Source organism: Microbacterium flavum, assembly GCF_018717645.1.
Lineage (GTDB): Bacteria > Actinomycetota > Actinomycetes > Actinomycetales > Microbacteriaceae > Microbacterium > Microbacterium flavum.
This window is the reverse complement of record NZ_JAFLHG010000012.1, coordinates 1-20,308: the sequence shown is the minus strand read 5'-3', so window position 1 is coordinate 20,308 and position 20,308 is coordinate 1. Positions and strand designations below refer to the sequence as shown.

Annotated in this window: 17 protein-coding genes; 6 read left to right on the top strand and 11 right to left on the bottom strand. The window is 71.1% G+C overall.

The window, feature by feature from the left end:
* Positions 1 to 17 precede the first annotated feature (17 nt).
* The 5 genes from J0P97_RS16025 to J0P97_RS12555 all read right to left on the bottom strand — a co-directional run bounded on the left by J0P97_RS16025 (position 18) and on the right by J0P97_RS12555 (position 4,871).
* Entirely contained in the window at positions 18 to 665 is a 648-nt protein-coding gene (locus tag J0P97_RS16025) for a hypothetical protein (protein ID WP_215488136.1), read from the bottom strand.
* On the bottom strand, positions 662 to 1,150 hold the full coding sequence (locus J0P97_RS12570) for a hypothetical protein (protein ID WP_215488135.1): 489 nt from the start codon (positions 1,148 to 1,150) through the stop codon (positions 662 to 664). Before J0P97_RS12570 ends, J0P97_RS16025 begins: the two co-directional genes overlap by 4 nt.
* Complete coding sequence (locus J0P97_RS12565) at positions 1,150 to 2,790, bottom strand: hypothetical protein (protein WP_215488134.1); 1,641 nt, start codon at positions 2,788 to 2,790, stop codon at positions 1,150 to 1,152. Before J0P97_RS12565 ends, J0P97_RS12570 begins: the two co-directional genes overlap by 1 nt.
* Entirely contained in the window at positions 2,787 to 3,188 is a 402-nt protein-coding gene (locus tag J0P97_RS12560; protein ID WP_246540416.1) for a hypothetical protein, read from the bottom strand. Before J0P97_RS12560 ends, J0P97_RS12565 begins: the two co-directional genes overlap by 4 nt.
* A gap of 72 nt (positions 3,189 to 3,260) precedes the next feature.
* Positions 3,261 to 4,871 carry a dolichyl-phosphate-mannose--protein mannosyltransferase gene (locus tag J0P97_RS12555; RefSeq protein ID WP_372449715.1) on the bottom strand — a complete coding sequence of 537 codons (1,611 nt, stop codon included), beginning with the start codon at positions 4,869 to 4,871 and terminating at the stop codon, positions 3,261 to 3,263.
* A 97-nt stretch (positions 4,872 to 4,968) separates the two neighbouring features.
* Between J0P97_RS12555 and rsmI the strand changes: the two genes are divergently transcribed.
* Positions 4,969 to 5,784 (top strand): 16S rRNA (cytidine(1402)-2'-O)-methyltransferase, encoded by an 816-nt coding sequence (gene rsmI, locus J0P97_RS12550; protein ID WP_215488133.1) that lies wholly within the window; start codon positions 4,969 to 4,971, stop codon positions 5,782 to 5,784.
* A gap of 8 nt (positions 5,785 to 5,792) precedes the next feature.
* Here rsmI and J0P97_RS12545 read toward each other — a convergent pair whose 3' ends face one another.
* From J0P97_RS12545 to J0P97_RS12530, 4 genes are all read right to left on the bottom strand, one after another.
* Positions 5,793 to 7,751, bottom strand: a complete 1,959-nt coding sequence (locus tag J0P97_RS12545) for a glycoside hydrolase family 13 protein (protein ID WP_215488132.1) — start codon at positions 7,749 to 7,751, stop codon at positions 5,793 to 5,795.
* Positions 7,752 to 7,924: 173 nt separating this feature from the next.
* Complete coding sequence (locus tag J0P97_RS12540; protein ID WP_215488131.1) at positions 7,925 to 8,878, bottom strand: sugar ABC transporter permease; 954 nt, start codon at positions 8,876 to 8,878, stop codon at positions 7,925 to 7,927.
* A gap of 1 nt (position 8,879) precedes the next feature.
* A complete protein-coding gene (locus J0P97_RS12535; RefSeq protein ID WP_215488130.1) occupies positions 8,880 to 10,505 on the bottom strand; it encodes an ABC transporter permease subunit in 1,626 nt (541 codons plus the stop codon).
* A 74-nt stretch (positions 10,506 to 10,579) separates the two neighbouring features.
* Positions 10,580 to 11,830, bottom strand: coding sequence for a sugar ABC transporter substrate-binding protein (locus J0P97_RS12530; RefSeq protein ID WP_215488129.1), 1,251 nt, complete (start codon positions 11,828 to 11,830; stop codon positions 10,580 to 10,582).
* 206 nt (positions 11,831 to 12,036) lie between these two features.
* Here J0P97_RS12530 and J0P97_RS12525 point away from each other — a divergent pair, with 206 nt between their 5' ends.
* From J0P97_RS12525 to J0P97_RS12515, 3 genes are all read left to right on the top strand, one after another.
* Entirely contained in the window at positions 12,037 to 13,047 is a 1,011-nt protein-coding gene (locus tag J0P97_RS12525) for a LacI family DNA-binding transcriptional regulator (RefSeq protein WP_282837749.1), read from the top strand.
* A gap of 83 nt (positions 13,048 to 13,130) precedes the next feature.
* Positions 13,131 to 14,696, top strand: a complete 1,566-nt coding sequence (gene metG / locus J0P97_RS12520) for a methionine--tRNA ligase (RefSeq protein WP_215488127.1) — start codon at positions 13,131 to 13,133, stop codon at positions 14,694 to 14,696.
* 114 nt (positions 14,697 to 14,810) lie between these two features.
* On the top strand, positions 14,811 to 15,698 hold the full coding sequence (locus J0P97_RS12515; protein WP_215488126.1) for a TatD family hydrolase: 888 nt from the start codon (positions 14,811 to 14,813) through the stop codon (positions 15,696 to 15,698).
* Positions 15,699 to 15,879: 181 nt separating this feature from the next.
* Here J0P97_RS12515 and J0P97_RS12510 read toward each other — a convergent pair whose 3' ends face one another.
* Positions 15,880 to 16,839 carry a LacI family DNA-binding transcriptional regulator gene (locus J0P97_RS12510; RefSeq protein WP_215488125.1) on the bottom strand — a complete coding sequence of 320 codons (960 nt, stop codon included), beginning with the start codon at positions 16,837 to 16,839 and terminating at the stop codon, positions 15,880 to 15,882.
* Positions 16,836 to 18,116 (bottom strand): glutamyl-tRNA reductase, encoded by a 1,281-nt coding sequence (locus J0P97_RS12505; protein ID WP_215488124.1) that lies wholly within the window; start codon positions 18,114 to 18,116, stop codon positions 16,836 to 16,838. The genes J0P97_RS12510 and J0P97_RS12505 overlap by 4 nt, the downstream gene beginning before the upstream one ends.
* A gap of 121 nt (positions 18,117 to 18,237) precedes the next feature.
* On the opposite strand from J0P97_RS12505, the gene hemE reads away from it, so the two are divergent.
* Together hemE and J0P97_RS12495 are read left to right on the top strand one after the other, a co-directional pair.
* Positions 18,238 to 19,320, top strand: a complete 1,083-nt coding sequence (hemE, locus tag J0P97_RS12500; protein ID WP_372449717.1) for a uroporphyrinogen decarboxylase — start codon at positions 18,238 to 18,240, stop codon at positions 19,318 to 19,320.
* On the top strand, positions 19,317 to 20,308 hold a 992-nt coding region (locus tag J0P97_RS12495), incomplete at its 3' end, for an FAD-dependent oxidoreductase (RefSeq protein WP_308163563.1). The genes hemE and J0P97_RS12495, both read left to right, overlap by 4 nt.

The following is a 20,308-nucleotide window of genomic DNA, read 5'->3' as shown; positions in this document are numbered from 1 at the left end:
ACTCGGGGACGTGCGCGTCAGTTCTCGTCCGCGGAGCCGGCGGGGCGCTCCACGAAGCGGGAGACCTCGACGATGGCGTCGAAGTAGGAGAGCAGCGTGTGCGGGATGTCGCCGAGCGGAGTGGAGAGCACGACGAGCACGAGGCGCTTCGTGTCGGGTTGCGGGTACCAGTACTGCGCGACGAGACGCCGCTGCACGAACTGCTGGCCGCCCTCGCTCTCAACGGTCTCGTCGATGCGGTGCACCCGTATGACCTCGCCGCCCTCGAAGCGGCGCCGCACGGCGGTGTGGGCGAGGCCCGGTGCGATCGTCGGCAGGCTCTCTTCGAGGACGCGGAGCACACGGTCGGGGGCGGTGCCGATCGCGGGGCTCATGCGGAAGCGGTCGTCGTCGTACACGGTGAGCGACGCCGACATCGGATCGCCCGGCGCGAGCTCGGTCTGCAGGAGCATGAGCGTCGCGTGCGCCTCTCGGGCCGCTGCCGCGGCGGTGACGATGTTCTCACGCAGACGGCGTCGTGCCGTCGCCTCCTGATCACGCGTCCCGAGGGTGCTGCGCGCGATCTCGACCGCCGAGTCGCGCGACGCCCCATCGGAGGCGAGGCCGACCTCCCACCATGTGCCGAGCAGACGGAAGAGGAGCCGCGGTGGGGGCGCTGCGCTCACAGCTTCGCGAGCGCGTCGGAGAGCATCGTCAGCCCGCGATCGACCCACACGTATACGACGCCCTCCGGCAGTCCTTCGATCGCCGGGCCGAGATCGATCAGCTGGTCCGGGTTCTCGGATCGGCGTGCGAGCAGTTCGATGCCGCCGACACCGGCGGGTGCGGCATCCCGTGCCGCGCGCAGCACGTTCTCGAGGGTCTCGGTCGACACCGGCTCGTCGCCGGGGATGCGCACGACGACCGTCATCATCTCCGTCGGCCCCGACTGGGAGAGCTTGACGGTGCTGACGCGGTCGACGCGGGGATCGGCGGCACCCACGGCATCGTAGACGGACTGCAGGGGCATGTCCTGCGCTCCTTCGGTCGGGGCGGGGGTGGTCGCCGCAGGGTCCTGCGGCGGGCTCGCGCTGCACGCGGCCAGAGGAATCGCGATGAGCGCGGCGGCGAGGATCGCCGCAGCGCGTCGCGGTGCGCGTCGTTCGGTCATCATCTTTCCTGCCAGGAGTAGTAGCTCTGTGAGTAACCGTAGGCGTTGTCGTCACCTATGAAGTAGGCGTCGAGCTCGTCGCGTGTGCTCGCGGGCACCTGGCCGATCCGATTCTGCAGGGTGCTGTTGTAGGCGGCAGCGTGGTGGATGCCGCCGACGCCTTCCGCGGCGAGCGGCGACGGAGCGGAGATCGTCGTCCAGTTCGACCCGTGGACGGCGTACCCGTCCTGGCCGACCGAGATCACCGTGTCCAGACGAGGCACGGGATCCCACTCGTGCTGGACCGACACGACGGTCGTCGACGGGGGGATGGGCATGCTGTCGATCGGCGCGCCCGCCACGACGACGGCGTCCCAGTTGTAGTCGGAGTTGTAGGCGGCCATGTGGCCGGCGACGATGCCGCCCTGGCTGAAGCCGACGAGCATCACCGGGTCATCGGCGCCGACGCCGGCTTGCTGCATGGCCTCCAGGACCGCCCGCTCGTACTGCGACCGCAGGGAGGGCGTGAGCATCAGGGCCAGGTTGCTGTCGAGGTCGTTCGTGGCGCCCTGGTCGCCGTTGAAGCGCGACAGCCACTCCTGGGTGCTGGGCAGCGCCACCCGCCATCGCACGATCCCGTCGGCATCGACCACCTTGGTCACGCTGATGACCGATTCGTCGGCGTTGTCGCCCGTCACCTTGCCGTCCGGCCCGTAGGTGTAGATGTGACCGAGCGAGTCGACGTAGCCCGCGTCCTTGAGCGCCGTGGCGAGGCTGCTGGGCTGGCCGCGGTAGAGGTCCTCCTCGCTGTCCGTGCGGGTGTACCGATCGACCTTGGGCGTCGGCTTCAGGACGTCGGAGAGCACGCTGCCGAGCAGGAAGCCCGCGAGGATGCCGACGACGAGCGCCGCGATGAGGGGGCCGACCACCGGGATCATCGACAGCAGCGCGTAGACGAGGACCAGGATCAGGACGGTTCCGAGAACCGCGAGGACGGTGGCCACGAGGCGCTGGAGCTCGTCCCACAGGTTCTGCAGGAATTCGACGACCCAGGCTCCGAGGTCGGCGAGGAACGAGCCGACGTCTTCGAAGAAGTTCCCGACGTGGTCGAGCCAGCTCTCGTTGGTCGCCTCGATCGCACCGTTGATCAGCGAGATGGCGCGCTGCGCGGCAGCCTCCATGTCACGGCGTGCCGCCTCGTGATCCTGCTGGGCCGTGCTGACCGCCGACTCGTAGCGGCGCGACGCGGCCCCGGCGTCCCGCAGGCGACGTTCGGCCTCTTCGATGGTGCCGACGGGTGCCGCGGCATCCTCGAGATTGCGGACGTAGCGCTGCAGCGCGCCGACCTGGGTGTCGGCGCGATCGGCATGGCCCTGAGCCGTCGACTCGGCGGCATCGGCCTGGTCTGCCTTCGTGTGGGCGGAGCGCAATGCCGCCGCGTACTCCACGAGCGCATTCGCGGTGCCGGCGTAGCGGCCGTGCGCCTCGTCGAGGTCGCCGGCGACCCGGGCGCTCTTCTCACGGATGGCGTCGAGCGAGGTGGCGGTGCTCGTATAGGCGAGGGCGCGGAGGTCTGCTGCGGCGCGGTCGATGCGGCTTGCGGAGGTGACGTACGTGGCGGCGCGCTCGGCGAGCGCATCGGGATTGCCGGGGAGCGTCATCGGCCGCCACCCCCTCCGCCGCCGCCACCGGCGCCGCTGTGCCCGGCGCCGGTGCTCCCCGCGGGCGCCCCGGACGCGTTCGTGATGTCCGTCGCGTTGTCGGCGTCACCCGCCGCGGAGCTCTGCAGCGAGGCGGCGAGGTCGGTGTCGAGGTCCTCGAACGTGTCGACGACCGCGCGCAGGTACTCGGCGATGAAGGTGAGGTTCTCCTCGAGCTTGCCGCGGGCGATGTCCCATTTGCCGCCGAAGTCGCGGACCTTGGCGGCGAGGCCGTCATGGCCCGTGTAGCCGGCTGTCTCGTCCGCGATGCGCTCGGACCCGGACAGGTCTCCGGCGATGCGCGCGGCGGACGACGCGCTCGAGAGCAGTTCGTCCGCATCGATCTTCAGGTCGGCCATCGCTCCTCCTCTTCCTCGTTCAACCTAAAGGAATGCCGTGGCGGTGGCGATGGGCAGGACTGCCCATGCTCTTCACACCCAGCCCTGGATCCAGTTGTGGAGGCGATAGAACTCGTACGGCACCTGCATCCCCGACCAGAGCGGGTACCAGAAGACCGACAGGGCGATCGCGACGCCCAAGAAGACGAGGACGACCCGCTGACCGGTCTTCCGACGCAGCGGACTCGCCGTGCTCTCGGAGGCGCCGCCCGCGATGTGCTGCAGCGCGAACGTGAGGGCGAGGAGCAGGAAGGGCCAGATCGCGATCGTGTAGAACTGGAAGATCGTCCGCTCGGGGTAGGCCATCCAGGGGAGCCACGTCGCGGCGATGCCCACGAGCACGACGGCGTACCGCCAGTCGCGCACGAGGACGAAGCGGTAGACGAGGAAGACGGTCGCCACGATGCTGGCGTACCAGAGCAGCGGGTTGGGCATGGAGTAGAGGATGTCGAGGCATCCCGCATCGCCGCCGATGCACCCCGACTCGCCGCCCGGCGTCGCCTGCGCGTACATGGACGTCGGGCGCAGCAGCAGCGCCCACTGCCACGCAGGGCTGGCGTAGCTGTGCGGCGAGGTCATCCCGGTCATCGACGAGTAGATCGTCGTGTGGTATTTCCAGAGGCTCTGGATGGAGAGCGGCACCCACGCGAAGAGCCCGGTGGCCGGGCTCGCGTCGGCGGCGTGCCGGTCGTATCCGCCGTCGGTGACGAGCCACCCCGTCCACGACGCGAGGTAGATGACGGCGGCGACCGGCACGAGCAGAACGAAGGACGCCAGCCCCTGACGGACCGCGTCGGTGGGCCAGAAGGTGTAGCCGAGTCGCCGCCGCTCCAGCGCGTCGGTCACCACGAGGTAGAGCCCGATCGCCGCGATCACCCACACGCCCGACCACTTCACGGCGGTCGCGGCGCCCGCTGCGGCGCCGGCGGCGATGATCCACGGCCGGTTCCACAGGACCGGCCCCCAGCGGGGCGGCTCACCCCCGCGGGAGATCGCCGACGTGCGCGCGGCGAGGCGGTCGAGTGCCCGGGTGCGGTCGATGACGACGAACCAGAACGCGAGGAGCACGAAGAACGCGAGGAAGACGTCGAGCAGCGCCACCCGGCTCATGACGATGCCCAGTCCGTCGATCGCGAGGAGGAAGGAGGCGACGGTGGCGAACACCGTCGATCTCGTGAGCGACCGCGCGACGAAGAAGAGGAGGAGCACCAGCGCGGTGCCGAACAGTGCGGCCGCGAACCGCCAGCCGAACGAGTTGTCGGGTCCGAACAGCCACATCCCGACGCCGATGAGGTACTTCCCGAGGGGGGGATGCACGACGAAGCTCGGGTCTGTCGTGAAGATGTCCGTCTGGCCTGCCACGAAGCTGGCGTCCGCGCCGTCGGGCCACGCCGCGGCGTAGCCGAGGTTCCACTGGCTCCAGGCATCCTTGACGTAGTAGGTCTCGTCGAAGACGAGGCTGTGCGGATGCCCCAGGTTCCAGAACCTCAGGATGCCGGCGAGCGCGGTGACCAGGAGCGGGGCGAGCCACCCGTACAGCCGCTCCAGGCCGGGGTCGGCCGCGACCCGCACGCGCCATCGGTCGTACCGGGACGGGCGGTCGGCCTGCGGCGTCGGCGGCATCGGCGTCTCGGTCGTCGTCACGGGCACCAGCCTAAGCCCGGCTCCTGCCCGGCCGAGCCCGCTCTTGGCCCGCGTGAGACCGCTGGTCGCCCGCGCGAGCCCGCTTATAGTGGGGGCCGTGATCATCCTCGCCGCGACACCCATCGGCAACCTCGGCGATGCGTCCGCGCGGCTGGTCGCGGCGCTGGAGCAGGCCACCGTCGTCGCCGCCGAGGACACCCGCACGACCCAGCGGCTGCTGCAGGCGCTCGGCGTCGCGAATCGCCCCCGCCTCCTGGCGCTCCACGATCACAACGAGCGCCAGCGGGCCGCCGAGCTCGTCGAGCGCGCGCGGGACGAGGACCTCCTCGTCCTCAGCGACGCGGGGATGCCGACGGTCAGCGACCCGGGCTACGCGCTCGTCGTCGAAGCCGTGGCGCAGGGCGTGACGGTCACGGCGATCCCGGGTCCGAGCGCCGTGGTCACCGCCCTCGCCGTCGCGGGGCTCCCGACCGACCGGTTCACCTTCGAAGGGTTCTTGCCGCGCAAGGGCGGGGATCGTCGCCGGGCGCTCGCCGCGCTCGCAGGCGAGCCCCGCACGATGGTGTTCTTCGAAGCGCCCTCGCGCATCGCCGAGACGCTCGCCGCGATGGCGGACGCCTTCGGGGCGGAGCGGCCGGCCGCGGTGTGCCGCGAGCTGACGAAGCTCCATGAGGAGGTCCTCCGAGGAGGCCTCGGCGAGCTCGCCGAGCGCGCGCAGGACGGCATCCGCGGCGAGATCGTCGTCGTCGTCCAGGGCGCGCCCGCCCGCGAGATCTCCGCGGAGGGCGCGCTCGCGCAGGTGCAGGAGCTCGTGGCATCCGGCGTGCGGTTGAAGGACGCCGCGGCGGAGGTCGCCACCCAGACCGGGCTCTCGAGCCGCGACCTCTATCAGGCGGCGCTCGCCGCGCGGTGACCCCCGGGTCAGGCGGGGATCGACCCCACCTGCACGAACGCCTCCGCCGGGGTCGCGGGAGCCGTGGGGCGGCGGGGCGCGGGCGCGAGGATGCCGGGGAGCGCCCACGCCGAGAACGCCGTGCCCGTCGTGGTGATCCGGAGGGCCGCCTCGAGCGTGAGCCCGGCGGCGCCGTACAGCGGTGTCGCATCCGAGGCCGCCGCGAGGCCCGGGAGCAGGTCGGCATCGATCTCGGCATCCAGCGCGCCGCGCGAGGCGACGACGAGGACCGATTCGGACGCGCCCTCGCGCACGAACACGACGCCGCTCTCGCCGACGTGCAGCCACCGCAGTCCGCCGTCCGCGAGAACGGGGTGCGCCCGCCGCAGGCCGATGAGGTCCCGGTACAGGGCGATGCGCCCGGCGACCTCGGGATCGCCTGCCGTCTCCCACGGGATCGGAGTGCGGCTCATCTCGCCGTCGACGGCCTCGAGGCCGAACTCGTCACCCGCGTAGACGACGGGGATCCCCGGCAGGGTCATCGACAGCCCGACCGCCACCGGGATGGCATCCGGTGCGGCGTACGTCGCGAAACGCGCCGTGTCGTGGGTGTCGAGCGCCGCCATGGTGCCGCGCTGCACGCGCCAGGGGATCTGGCTCGTGAACCGCTCGTACTGCGCGACGAACTGACGGGCGTCGTACCGCGGCATCCCGGTGGGCAGCCCGAAGAACCACATGTCCTCGGTCAGCTCGCCGTCGTAGCCGTAATGGGGGATGCGGCGCGGGTCGGCGAGCCACGACCACACCCCGCGGGTGAACGCGGGGTAGGTCATGCCGCCGTGCCAGGCGTCGCCCTGGAGGTCGGTCGCCGCATCGTTCGTGGACTCGGCCAGCAGGAGCGTGTCCGGGGCGATGGCGGTCATCGTCCGGCGCAGCGTCTGGCGGACCTCCGTGTTGAGGTCCTCGGCGCCGAGGCGCCCGGTCATGTTCGCGACGTCGATGCGCCAGCCGTCGATTCCGAACGGCGTGCGCAGCCAGCGTCCGACCACCGAGTCGGGCCCGTCGATGAAGCGACGGCGCAGCTCGTCGCTCGTCCAGTCGAACTTCGGCAGCGTCGCGGCGTCGAGCCAGGTCTCGTACTCCGTGTGCGCGTCGTCGCGGAAGTAGTAGAACGCGCCCTCGGGGGCGTCGGGGCTGCCGTACGCGGCGCGGAACCAGTCGTGCGCGATCCCGGAGTGGTTCGTCGTGAGGTCGCCGATGACGCGGATGCCGCGCTCGTGCGCGGCCTCGATGAGCCGACAGTACGCGTCGTCGCCACCGAGCAGCGGATCGACGGCGTCGAAGCGGGACGCGTCGTAGCGGTGGTTGGACTCGGCCGGGAAGACGGGCGTGTGATACAGCGCCGTGACACCCAGATCGACGAGGTGGTCCAGCCTCTCGGCCGCGCCGTCGAGGTCGCCCCCGTAGAACTGGCGCCCACGCCCGGGATGCACGGGGTCGAGCGGGTCGTGCCACTCCGCCGGCATCGCCCAGGCGGGGGCGGGTCGCGTGTCCGCGGACGCCGACCGCGCGAACCGGTCGGGGAAGATCTGGTAGAGGATCGTGTCGTCCATCCACGCGGGCGGCGGGTTGCCGGCCACGAGCGCGAAGTCCTGCCCGTCGAGCGCGTCGATGTCGGACAGTCCGCCCTGGTTCAGCACCTCGACCCGGCCGTCCTCGTGAACGAGGTGGAAACGGTAGCCGTGTCGGGGGTTGCGGACGATGACGTGCGCGGTCCACCACCCCCACCCGTCCACGATCCCATCGGGGGTCGCCTCGACCCACGACGGCTCGTGATCGGGGTTGGAGCGCACGAGGACGCGCGCGAGGGGCCCGTACCCTGTCGGCACGCGCAGTCGCACGGCCACCTCATCGCCGAGCGACGGGCGATCATCCGAGACGTGCAGGGCGGAGCCGTCGTGGTGCGGACGGCGCGGAAGACTGGCCATGAGAGGACCTCCGAGAACGGTGCCGGCTCCGACGCCGGCAGGATGCGACGTGGTTGCACGCGGCGCGTGGCAGAGCCCCTCAGTTGTCTGTCGATGCTATCGCGCCGCCGCATCGCAGGCGGTTGTCACCGGGGCGCCGCGGGTCGCGGCGGGCGCCGCGGCGCCCCGGGAGCCTATTTCACCGACCCCGCAGTGAGGCCGCCGACGATGAAGCGCTGCAGCGAGAGGAACAGCGCCATCGGCAGGATGGCCGCGAGCACGGCGCCGGCGGCGAACACGCTCCAGTTGCGCGCGGTCTCCTGCGACACGAACTGGTACAGGCCCACGGCGAGCGTCTGCTTGTCGGGATCGACGAGGATGATCGACGCGATCAGGAAGTCGTTCATCGTGCCGATGAAGGACAGCAGGCCGATGACCGCGAGGACCGGGGCGACCAGCCGCAGGATGATCGTGAAGAAGATCCGCGCGTGACCCGCGCCGTCGATCTTCGCGGCCTCGTCGATGGAGGCGGGGACGGTGTTGAAGAACCCGTACATGAGGAACGTGTTCACGCCCAGCGCGCCGCCGAGGTAGACCATGATCAGGCCGATCTGGGAGTTCAGACCCAGCGCGGGGAAGATGTCACTGATCGCCGACATGAGCAGGAAGATGGCGACGACCGCCAGCAGCTGCGGGAACATCTGCACGAGCAGCAGCGTCAGCAGGCCCACGCGCCGACCGCGGAAGCGCATCCGCGAGAAGGCGTATGCCGCGAGGGCGCAGAGCACGACGGTGAAGAACGCGGTCGTCAGCCCGATGAAGATCGAATTGACGAACCAGGCGCCGTAGGGCCGCAGCGGGTCCTGGAAGAGCGCGATGTAGCTGCCGATGTCGAAGTTCGCGAAGAGGCTGTTCGCCGTCAGCAGCGTTCCGCCGGGGTTCAGCGACGCCGACAGGACGTAGACGAGCGGGAACGCCGAGAAGACGAGCATGACGATGCCGATGAGGTGGCGCCATCCGGTCTCGCGGAACCACCGGCCGAAGGGGCGGCGGGGCTCCTTCGCGCCGGGGACGCCGGCGGATGCCGTCGCTGCGCCGGATGCCGCGGCGAGGGGACCGCCGCCGGGGAGTGCTTCCTGGATGGTCATGTCAGTTCAGCTCCTCGAGGACCTTGGTCTGGCGGAAACTCAGGTACGAGATCACGGCCACCAGCACGAAGATGATGATCGAGAAGGCGCTCGCGAGACCGTAGTCGCGCTCGGCCCCGACGAAGGCCACCTTGTACACCATCGAGATCAGGATGTCGCTCGCGCCGACGTTGATCGAGGCATCCGCGAACCGCGGGCCTCCGCCGGTGAGCATGTAGATCAGGTTGAAGTTGTTGAAGTTGAACGCGAACGAGGAGATCAGCAGCGGCGCCACGGACACGAGCAGCAGCGGGAACTTGATGTGGCGGAAGATCTGCCACACGCTGGCGCCGTCGACGCGTCCGGCTTCCTGGATGTCCTCCGGGATCGACTGGATCGCCCCCGTCGTCACGAGGAACATGTAGGGGAACCCGAGCCAGAGGTTGACGATGAGGATCGACAGCTTCGCGAGCCACGGATCCTGCAGCCACGGGATCGAGGCGCCGCCGAGCAGCGTCTGATTGATGAAGCCGAAGTCCTGGTTGAACATCCCCTGCCACACCAGCGCCGACAGGAACGCGGGGAAGGCGTAGGGGAGGATCATGATGACGCGGTAGTACTTGCGGCTCTTCATCCGCGGATCATTGAAGACGATCGCCAGGAAGAGGCCGAGGACGAAGGTCGTCGCGACGGAGAGGATCGCGAAGGCGAAGGTCCAGAGGGTCACCGCGATGAACGGCCCGCGGATCGACTCGGTGGTGAACGCGCGGACGAAGTTCTCGCCGCCCACCCACACCTGCCAGCCGGTGGCGAGCTGCTGCCCGTCATCGGCGGCGAAGGAGCCGTGTCCGTTGTCGCGGTACACGGTGCCGGTCTGCGTGTCGGTCATGGTGTCGGCGGAGGCATCCCACACGAGCGTGGAGATGTACTGGTACGCCGTCGACCCGTCGCGGGTCTGCAGGGTGCCGTCGTTCGGGTCGTCGGAGAACGGCACGGCGAGGGCGGTGATCGCGCTCTGGCTCGCGACGATCTGCGCGAAGTCCAGCGACGTGTACCCGGGCGCGCCGACGGCGCGGTCGCCGGAGAACTCGGCGTCCGGCACGGCTTCGAGGGGCCGGTCCGCGCCGCCGATCTCGGCGTCGCCCTCGGGAGTCGTCACGAGGAAGAAGTAGGAGCCGCCCTGCTCGAGCACCGTGAGCGGGTAGGACGCGGAGTCCTCGACGCGCTGCTGGTTCTGGATGAGGAGCGCGTTGACCGCGTCATCCTTCGAGGAGACGTGGCCGGAGCCGTAGTTCGTGAACGCGATGTAGATGCAGTACAGGACGACGAAGATCTGGAAGATGAAGAGGAAGACGAGGCCCGGCGTGAGGTACTTCGCCGGCAGAAGGCCCGGCTTGAGGTAGATCACGTTGATGGCGAGGACGCCGACGGCGACGATGAGCGGCACGATCCAGTCGCCGCCGTGGAGCAGGGCGAGGATCGCGTAGATCGCGAGCGCATCGATGATGCCGAGGCACACGATCTTGACGAGCCAGACCTTCCAGCCGGCTCCGGCGGCCTCGGCCCACGCCTCGGCGCGTCTCTGCCGGCGCCGGGCAGCCCGGTCTTCGGCGGTGGGTCGCTCGGTCTCGAGCGTCGGGGTGGTCATCGTCGACTCCTGTCGTCGGGGTGGCGGTGAGAGAGGGGCGGCGCCGCAGCGGGCGCCGCCCCTCGCCGTCGGTGTCAGCCGAGCTTGCTCTGGATGGAGTCGGCCATCTTCACCCACTCGGCCGCGGGGTCACCGCTGCCCTTGATGAGCGCCGCCTCGGTCTTGCCCCAGTCATCCCAGACCGAACCCATCTCGGGGATGCTCGGCATCGGGACGGCATCCGTGCCGACCTTCGCGAAGCCCGCGACGATCGGGTCGGACTGCGCCGCCTCGAACGATGCGGTCAGCGCCGGCGGGCGCCCGCCCGCTTCGAAGAGCTTCGTCTGGACGTCGGCCGTGCCGATGTAGTTGACGAGGAACTCGTTCGCGATGAGTGCGTTCGCGCTCTTGGCGGAGAGGAAGAAGGCCTGCACGCCGGCGAAGGGCTGCGCCGTGCCGCCGCCCGCGCTCGGGATCGCGTCGACGGAGACGGAGACGCCCGCCTTCTCCGCGTCGGCGACGTTCCACGGGCCGGTGAGGAAGTACGGCGACTTGCCGGCGTTGAACGCCTCCTTGGCGAGGTCGCCGGAGAGGTTGAGGTTCATCACCTTCGTGCCCGTGTCGCCCTGCGCGGTCAGCCACGCGGCGAACTTCTGGCCGCCCTCGTCACCGATCGTCAGCTGCGAGGCGTCGTAGGAGCCGTCGGCGTTGCGACCGAAGACCGCGTTCCCGAAGGAGGTCTGGAACGGGTAGAGGTGGTACGGGTCGGATGCCTGCGGGTCGAGGCCGACGACGAACGGGTACTCCGTCCCGGCGGCCTTGCCCTTCGCGATCATCTCGTCGAAGGTCGCGGGGGTCGCGTCGGCCAGCGCCGTGTTGCGCAGGACCGCGATGTTCTCGATCGCGTAGGGGAGACCGTAGGTCTTGCCGTCGTAGCTGACGGCCTCGACCGCGACCTTCTCGAAGTCGGCGGCCTTGTCGCCGAGCTCGACCGGGGCGATGATGCCGTCCTTGACGAACGCGCCGATCCAGTCGTGACCGCCGATCGTGATGTCCGGGCCCTTGCCGGTGGGGACCTGCGCCGTGAACTCGTCGCGGATCTTGCCGTAGTCCTTGACGACGAGGTTGACCTTGACGCCCTTCTCCTGCTCGAACGCCTTCGCGACGTCCTCGAGCGCGCGGGCGCGGTCCGCGTCGACCCAGACGGTCAGCGCTCCGCTCGCGGCGGCGCCGGTCTCAGAGGGTGCCGCGGTGCCGCCACCGCCGCCGGAGCACCCGGCCAGTGCCAGCATGCTCGCCACGACGGCCAGACCGGTCGCGGCCAGGGCCTTCTTGTTCACCTTCATCGGTGTACCTTCCATTGTTTCGGCAGGGAGTGAGCCGCCTCGGCTCCGTCGCCTCCCCGTGCTGTCGTCGCACCAGTGCGCGCACGATGCCCATCATGCGTGCGGAACGGCGTCCGCAGGGAAGTTCGTTACGGAACTGTGACCGGTCACAGGGATTGTGGTCTGGACACTACCACACCGGCGCGTTCGGGGTAGAGTCTGCTCTCGTGACTTCGCCCGACGGTGCCCGACGACCCACCATCCGCGATGTCTCGCGCGTCGCCGGGGTCTCGCACGGCACGGTCTCGCGCTACCTCAACGGCGGGCACTGGGTGTCGCCCGAGGCGCGCGAGGCGGTCGAGGCCGCGATCACGAGCACGGGCTACACCGCCAACCATGCCGCGCGGAGCCTCGCGACGGGCCGATCCGGGTCGCTCGCCTTCCTCCTGACGGAATCGCAGCAGCTCCTCTTCTCGGACCCGACATTCGCCCTCCTGCTGCGCGGCGCCACCGAGAGCCTGGCGGAGCGGTCGATGACCCTCGTCCTCCTCATCGCGGGCACGGAGGGGGAGCGCGCCAACGTCGAGCGGTACGTCCGCGCAGGCCACGTCGACGGGGTGCTGCTCGTGTCCTCGCACGAGTCCGACGCCCTCCTGGCATCCCTCGTCGAGGCGGGAGTGCCCACGGTCTGTTCCGGACTGCCCCTCGGCGATCCCGACATCCCGCACGTCGCGATCGACGAGCAGGGCGCGGCGCGGGAGATGACCCGCTACCTGCGGGATGCCGGGCGCCGTCGCATCGCCCTCATCACCGGCCCCCACGACACACCGGGCGGTCGGCTGCGCTTCGAGGGGTTCCGTGCGGAGATGGGCGAGCGGTACGACCCCGCCCTCGTGGAGCAGGGAAGCTACGAGCGCGGCAGCGGCGACGCCGCGATGACACGCCTGCTCGAACGCGCCCCCGATCTCGACGCCGTCTTCGCGGCCAGCGACGTGATGGCAGTCGGCGCCATCGAGGCGCTCCGCCGCGCCGGGCGCCGCGTGCCGGAGGACGTCGCGGTGGCCGGGTTCGACGACTCCGGCCTCGCCGAGACGATGCGCCCGGGGCTCACGACGGTCCGCCAGCCGTGGAGCGAGATCAGCGCGACGATGGTCGACATGGTGCTCGACATCGTGGCCGGCCGGCCTCGGGACAGCGTGGTGCTTCCGACGACCCTCGTCGTGCGCGAGAGCGCCTGAACGGCGCTGCCGAGGAACGCGGGAGGGCATCGGGACGCCGTCACACGGGAGGCGGCACCCCGTGCCGCACCTAGAATCGACGGGTGAGCACCGGTCAGTCCTTCTACATCACGACCCCGATCTACTACCCGTCCGATCTGCCGCACATCGGCCACGGATACACGACGGTCGCGGTCGACGCGCTCGCGCGCTGGCACCGCCAGGCCGGCGATGACACCTGGATGCTCACCGGCACCGACGAGCACGGCCAGAAGATGCTCCGCGCCGCCGCCGCCAACGGCGTGACCCCGCAGGAATGGGTCGACCGTCTCGTCACCGAGTCGTGGTTCCCGCTGCTTCGCACCCTCGACGTCGCCAACGACGACTTCATCCGCACGACGCAGCCGCGCCACGAGGAGCGCGTGCAGGAGTTCGTGAAGGCCCTCTACGACCGCGGCTACATCTATGCGGGGGAGTACGAGGCGCTCTACTGCGTCGGATGCGAGGAGTTCAAGCCCGAGGCCGAGATCGTCGACGGGACCGGCGCTTTCGAGGGCCTCAAGGTCTGCGCGATCCATTCGAAGCCTCTCGAGCTGCTGCAGGAGAAGAACTACTTCTTCAAGCTGAGCGAGTTCCAGGACAAGCTGCTGGAGCTCTACAAGACCGAGCCCGACTTCGTGCGGCCCGAGTCGGCGCGCAACGAGGTCGTCTCCTTCGTCCGCTCGGGGCTGAAGGACCTCTCCATCTCGCGGTCGGCATTCGACTGGGGCATCACCGTGCCGTGGGACCCCTCGCACGTCATCTACGTGTGGGTGGACGCGCTCCTGAACTACGCGACCGCTGTGGGCTACGGCACCGATCCGGCCCAGTTCGAGCGGCGCTGGCCGGCGTACCACGTCGTCGGCAAGGACATCCTGCGCTTCCATGCCGTCATCTGGCCGGCGATGCTCATGGCGGCGGGACTCGATGTGCCGCGCGGCGTCTTCGCGCACGGCTGGCTGCTCGTCGGCGGCGAGAAGATGTCGAAGTCGAAGCTCACCGGCATCGCGCCCACCGAGATCACCGATGTATTCGGGTCGGATGCCTACCGCTTCTACTTCCTGTCGGCGATCGCCTTCGGCCAGGACGGCTCGTTCTCGTGGGAGGACCTGTCGGCGCGGTACCAGGCCGAGCTCGCGAACGGGTTCGGGAATCTCGCCTCGCGCACCACCGCGATGATCGAGAAGTACTTCGAGGGCGTCGTGCCCCCGGCATCCGAGGACACCGACGGCGACCGGGAGATCCAGCGGATCGTCGCGGATGCCGCGACGGGCGCCGACGCGGCGATGGAACGCTTCCGCCCCGACGAGGCCATCGCGGCGATCTGGACGATCGTCGACGCCCTCAACGGATACATCACGGAGAACGCGCCGTGGGCGCTCGCGAAGGACCCCGCACAGCGTCCGCGCCTGGGCACCGTGCTGTACACCGCGGCGGAGGGCCTGCGCGCCCTCGCCGTGCTGCTGAGCCCGTTCATGCCGGAGGCGACGCAGAAGCTCTGGATCGCGCTCGGGCACGCGGGGCGCCTGCAGGACCAGCCGCTCCGCGAGGCGGGGGCCTGGGGGGTGCTCGTCCCCGGGACGAGCGTCAACGGCATCGCGCCGCTCTTCCCGCGGGTCGAGCAGGCGTGACCCGCGCTCGTCCGACCATGTCCCACTCCGGGCGCACCTTGTCCCAGACTGGGCACACCTTGTCCCAGAAGTGGCTGATTCGCGTCGGCTCAAACGACCACAAGTGGGACACGCATGACTGACGCCGCAGATCCCTCGAACTACGTGCGACAGCGGGAGAAGGGCGCGCGCGACGTGTCCTACCCCGTCTCGCCCGAGCCGCTGCCGATCCCGGTGTACGACAACCATGCGCACCTCGAGATCGAGGACGGCCAGGGGATGTCGCTCGACGAGCACCTGCTCCGAGCCGCAGAGGTCGGCGTCGCGGGCGTCGTGCAGGCGGGCGGCGACATCGAGTCGAGTCGGTGGTCGGCCTGGGCCGCGGCATCCCACCCGCACGTGCTCGCCGCCGTCGCCATCCATCCCAACGAGGCGCCGATGTATGCCGCTAAGGGAATGCTGGATGAGGCCATCGCGGTGATCGACGACCTGGCCGCGCAGCCGCGCGTCCGCGCGATCGGCGAAACGGGTCTCGACTTCTTCCGGACGGAGGGCGAGGGCCTGCCCGCGCAGTTCGAGAGCTTCGAGGCCCACATCGCCCTGGCGAAGAAGCACGGGATCGCGATGCAGATCCACGATCGCGATGCGCACGACGAGGTGCTCGAGACCCTCGAGCGGGTCGGCGCGCCGGAGCGGACCGTCTTCCACTGCTTCTCCGGCGACGCCGGCATGGCGCGGATCGCGGCGGATCGCGGATACTGGCTGAGTTTCGCGGGGAACGTCACGTTCAAGAACGCGCAGAACCTCCGTGATGCCCTCGCCGTGACACCGCGGGAGCGGATCCTCGTCGAGACCGATGCGCCGTTCCTCACGCCGACGCCGTTCCGCGGGCGGCCCAACGCGCCGTACCTGATCCCGGTGACGGTCCGCTTCCTGGCGGAGGAACTCGGGATGCCGCTCGATGAGCTCTGCGCGCAGCTCGCCGCGAACACCCGCGACGTGTACGGGGCGTTCGAGGGCTGACGGGAGCCTGTCGGTCCGCCGCGCCGGCGGGCATTCGGGAGGATATCGGCGTTCGGGAGGGCGCATGCGGGGGATTCGTCCTCCCGAGTGCAGAAGTCCTCCCGAGTGCAGCCCGGATGCCGAGGCCCGGGATGCCGGGATGCCTGGGATGCCGGGCGGGGCGGGCGCCCTCGGGGTCGCCTCAGCGGGTCGTCGACCCGCTGACGAGCTCCCACGGCAGCTCGATCGGCTGGGCGGTGGCCCGGTCGAGGTCGAACGCGCGGAACATCTCGTCGGGTGCGCGTTCGGGGTGCAGGCACACGTGGCTGACCCCGAGTCTGTCGTTCAGCGCGCAGTCGGTCGTGCACAGAGCGAGCAGCTGCAGATCGCGGGGGAGCACCGTGCCGATCTCCTCGAGGTGGAGGTAGATCTCGGGGCCCTCTTCGCAGTACGCGAAGATCGCGTCGACGCCCGCGTCGAGGAGGGCGTGCACGGCGCTGATCAGGCGACGGCGCCCGGCATCCACCCGGGAGACGACGGGCGTGCGACCGTTCACGGCGCTCCACGCGAGGTAGGCGCTCTCGCCGAGCTGGTCGCGCGGCACCTCGCTCTCGTCGACGAGGAAGCCGATGCGTTCGGCGCCCGCCGCGGCGAGGTGGGCGAGACCCGCCCGCACCGCGGCGGCGTACCCCGTCCGGATCGAGATGGCGCCGCTCGGGAGGGTGAGGTCGACCGCGGCGACCGGCAGGCCGAGCGCGAGTGCTTCGCGGAGGATCGCGCGATCGTCGGCGGGATCGGGGAAGTACAGCCCGTCCAGCTGCGCGCCGACGAGGAGGTCGGGGCGTGAGGCGGGGAGCACGGTCACCGTGAACCCGCGCACCGAACCCGCGCGCACGAGCGCGTCCAGCTGCCGGGCCCGCTGCAGGGCGCGCCGCCCGTCGTGGAGCGAGCCCTCGGCCATGACGAAGCCGATCGACATCGTGCGTCCGCTGCGCAGGGCCGCCGCGGTCTTGTTCGGCGCGTACCCCAGCTGAGCCGCGATCGCCTTGATCCGCTCCCGGGTCTCCGGGCGGAGGCTCCCGCGATCGTTCAGGGCCTGACTCGTGGCCGCGGTCGACACCCCGGCGCGCGCAGCGACGTCGCGCAGGGTGACCCGGCTCATTCCGGACCCTGCTCCGGCGCCACCGGAGGGGCCGCCGCCGATGTCGCGGGGGGGATGACGGCGCGGACCGCCTCCATCCAGTCCGGCCCCGCGCCCGAGGAGGCGAGAGTGTGGCCGCGGGCGATGAGGCCGTGCAGCAGCGCTCCGGAGAAGTGCCGGAGCGCCGCCTCGGTCTCGGGGTCGGCGCCCCGCGAGCGGGCGCGGGCGATCTCGGCATCCATCACCTCGTGCACGTAGCGGCGCATCTCCACGACGGCGGGCGCCACCTCGTGCACACGGCGGGCCAGCGCGTGGCGCTGGGCGGCCGTCGCGACGATGAGCCGCGCTTCGTCGATCGTGGCGAACTCGTCGATCGGCGCATGCACCCGGATCGTGTCGAGGTCGAGCACCTCGACGCCCGGCAGCGCGCGCAGACCCGGGTCGACGTTGCGCGGCATGCCGAGGTCGATGACGAGCTGGTCCTCGGTGCGGGCTGCGCGCGCCGTGCGGTGACCGTCCACCTCGAGGGCGTAGGTGTCGGTCGTCGTCGTGCAGGTGAGGATGACGTCGGCGCGGGCCGCCTCCTCCGCGTAGTCCTCCGCGCCCACCGGAACGAGGTGCTCGCGCTGGGCGAAGCGGGACCGGCCGGACCGGGAGTGCACGCGGATGTCGGTCGCCCCGACGGCGCGGAGGGCGGCGAGGGATGCCGCGGCGTAGCGGCCCGTCCCGACGAGGAGGACGCGCGCCTCCGGCCACGATCCGATCCGCGACCCGGCGAGCTCGACGGCCAGGCGGACGAGCGAGCGGCCGGACTCGCCCAGGCGGGTCGAGTTCTTCACCGCACGCGAGGTCTCGGTGGCGCGCTGGAAGAGGTGCTCGAGCGGCGCGGTCGTGACCCCGTCCCGCCGGGCGGACTCGAGGGCGCGCTTGACCTGGCCGGCGATCTCGTCCTCGCCCACGGCGACCGAGTCGAGGCCCGACGTCACCGCGAACAGGTGCTGGGCGACGCCGTTGCCGTGCGCGAAGTCGACGGTCTCCCGGACGCGGCGATAGGGGAGCGCGCCGAGCGCGGCGATGCGCTCCATGGCGGCATCCATCGCCGGCAGCGGGGACGGCTCGGCGGTCTCGTCGACGTCGAAGTAGGCCTCGAAGCGGTTGCAGGTGGCGAGGACCACGGCTCCGCGGATCGCGTCGTGGGCGCCCGCGAGCTCGGACGCCGCGACGTCACCGATCACCGAAAGGCGCTCCAGATCCTCGAGAGAGGTGGAACGCTGGTGGGCGGCGAGACAGACGAGCATCGTGGGTAGTATAACGATTAACTCCCCCCGAGAATCGAACGAGACCGAAGGCGTCCTTTTGCTCCACGCACACCCCCTCACCCGTGGCGACGGCTCACCTCGCGACACCTCCTCGTCTCGACTGGTCCGCGCGCTGCGCGGCCACCGGCCCGAGGTGACGCCCGTGTGGTTCATGCGGCAGGCAGGCCGGTCGCTGCCGGAGTACCGGGCGCTGCGTGCGGCGGGCGGAACGATGCTCGAGGCGTGCCTGCACCCCGAGACGGCCAGCGAGATCACGATGCAGCCCGTGCGGCGCCACGGGGTGGATGCCGCCGTGTTCTTCAGCGACATCGTGGTGCCGCTGAAGCTCATCGGCGTCGAGGTCGAGATCGCCGCCGGGCGCGGCCCCGTCTTCCCGGCCCCCGTCCGCACCGCGGCAGAGGTGGCGCGGCTCGTGCGCATCGACCCCGCGCTCGTCGAGGAGCGGGGCGAGCCGGTCGTCGAGGCCGTCACGCGGACGACCGCGATGCTCGCCGAGGAGGGCGAGCGCCGCGGGGAGGCGCTGCCGCTCATCGGGTTCGCGGGTGCGCCGTTCACCCTCGCGGCCTACCTCGTCGAGGGTGGCCCCTCGAAGGATCACCTCGGCGCGCGGAGCCTGCTGCATTCGGACCCCGCCGCCTGGCACGACCTCACGCACTGGCTCGCCGAGGTCACCGGCCGCTTTCTCGCCCTGCAGGTGCGCGCCGGGGCGAGCGCGGCGCAGCTCTTCGACTCGTGGGCAGGGGCGCTCGCGCCCGAGGACTACCGCCGCGCGGTCCTCCCCGCCTCGGCCGCCGCGCTCGAGCCGGTGCGTGCGCTCGATCTCGGCACGGGCCCGGACGGCGAGCCGCAGCGCGTCCCCCTCATCCACTTCGGCGTCGGAACGGGTGAGATCCTGCGCGACATGGCATCCATCGGGATCGACGCGCTCGGGGTCGACTACCGCGTGCCGCTGGATGTCGCGGTCTCCCGCGTAGGCGAGGACCTCACGCTCCAGGGGAACCTCGACCCGGCGCTCCTCTTCGCCCCCGCCTCGGTGCGAGAAGCCGCCGTCCGCGAGACGCTGGAGGCCGGCCTCGCGGCGCGCGCGCACGTGTTCAACCTCGGCCACGGGGTGCCGAAGGACACCGACCCCGACGTCCTCACCGACCTCGTGCGGACGGTGCACGCCTGGCGGGCGCGGTGACCATCCCCGCCGTCAGCTCCTCGGACACCGTCATCTCGGACGATGCCCGCGCCGACGTCGTCGTCATCGGGGGCGGCGTGGCGGGGCTCGTCCTCGCGCACGACCTCGCCCGCGCCGGTCGCGACGTGATCGTGCTCGAGGCGTCGGACCGGCTCGGCGGCCTGCTGCGCTCGGGGAACGTCGGCGGTGTCGAGATCGACCTCGGCGCCGAGTCGTTCGCGACCCGCACGGATGCCGTGACCCGCCTGATCGCGGATGCCGGGCTGCCGCTCGAGGCCGTCGCCCCGCGCCCGGGCGGGGCCTTCCTCGTGCTCGGTTCGGGTGAGGACGCGTCCGCCGTCGCCCCCGCATCCGCCGTCGCCCCCGCAGACGCCGTCGCGCGGGCGCCGCTGCCGCGCCGGACGGTGCTCGGCATCCCCGCCGATCCGCTCGCGGACGACGTCGTCGCGCTCATCGGTCTCGAAGCGGCGGAGCGCGCCGCGCAGGAGCGGGCCGCAGATCCGTTCGATCCCGCCGACGGGCCCGAGCCGTCGCTGTTCGACCTCGTCGCCCGGCGATCGGGAGTGGTCCTCGCGGAGCGGGTCGTCGACACGCTGTGCCGCAGCGTCTACTCGCGGAGCGCGCGCGAGGCCCGCCTGTCGGACCTCCACCCAGGCCTCTGGCGGGCCCTGTGCGCCCATGGATCGCTCACGGCAGCGGCGGCCGAGCTCGCCCAGGCGGCGCCGGCGGGCGCTGCCGTCGGCGGGATCGCGGGCGGCATGTGGCGCCTCCCGGTGACCCTTGCCGCCGCCGCCGAGGCGCACGGTGCGCGACTGCGGACGGGTGTCCGCGCGCACGCCCTGTCGGGAATGCGGGGAGACCTGAGGGTCGAGACCTCCGCGGGTCCCGTGGGCGCCCGACGCGTCGTCATCGCGACCGGGCCCTGCGCTGCGCGCGCGCTCACTGGCGCGTCGTCGGCCACCGGCGAAGACGCCGCCCCCCGCATGCC

What these genes read in the sequence shown, in the direction of transcription:
- J0P97_RS12570 (WP_215488135.1), bottom strand. Translation starts at nt 1,150, where the DNA reads ATGACCGAACGACGCGCACCGCGACGCGCTGCGGCGATCCTCGCCGCC.
- J0P97_RS12565 (WP_215488134.1), bottom strand. Translation starts at nt 2,790, where the DNA reads ATGACGCTCCCCGGCAATCCCGATGCGCTCGCCGAGCGCGCCGCCACG.
- J0P97_RS12560 (WP_246540416.1), bottom strand. Translation starts at nt 3,188, where the DNA reads ATGGCCGACCTGAAGATCGATGCGGACGAACTGCTCTCGAGCGCGTCG.
- J0P97_RS12545 (WP_215488132.1), bottom strand. Translation starts at nt 7,751, where the DNA reads ATGGCCAGTCTTCCGCGCCGTCCGCACCACGACGGCTCCGCCCTGCAC.
- J0P97_RS12540 (WP_215488131.1), bottom strand. Translation starts at nt 8,878, where the DNA reads ATGACCATCCAGGAAGCACTCCCCGGCGGCGGTCCCCTCGCCGCGGCA.
- J0P97_RS12535 (WP_215488130.1), bottom strand. Translation starts at nt 10,505, where the DNA reads ATGACCACCCCGACGCTCGAGACCGAGCGACCCACCGCCGAAGACCGG.
- J0P97_RS12530 (WP_215488129.1), bottom strand. Translation starts at nt 11,830, where the DNA reads ATGAAGGTGAACAAGAAGGCCCTGGCCGCGACCGGTCTGGCCGTCGTG.
- J0P97_RS12515 (WP_215488126.1), top strand. Translation starts at nt 14,811, where the DNA reads ATGACTGACGCCGCAGATCCCTCGAACTACGTGCGACAGCGGGAGAAG.
- J0P97_RS12510 (WP_215488125.1), bottom strand. Translation starts at nt 16,839, where the DNA reads ATGAGCCGGGTCACCCTGCGCGACGTCGCTGCGCGCGCCGGGGTGTCG.
- J0P97_RS12505 (WP_215488124.1), bottom strand. Translation starts at nt 18,116, where the DNA reads ATGCTCGTCTGTCTCGCCGCCCACCAGCGTTCCACCTCTCTCGAGGAT.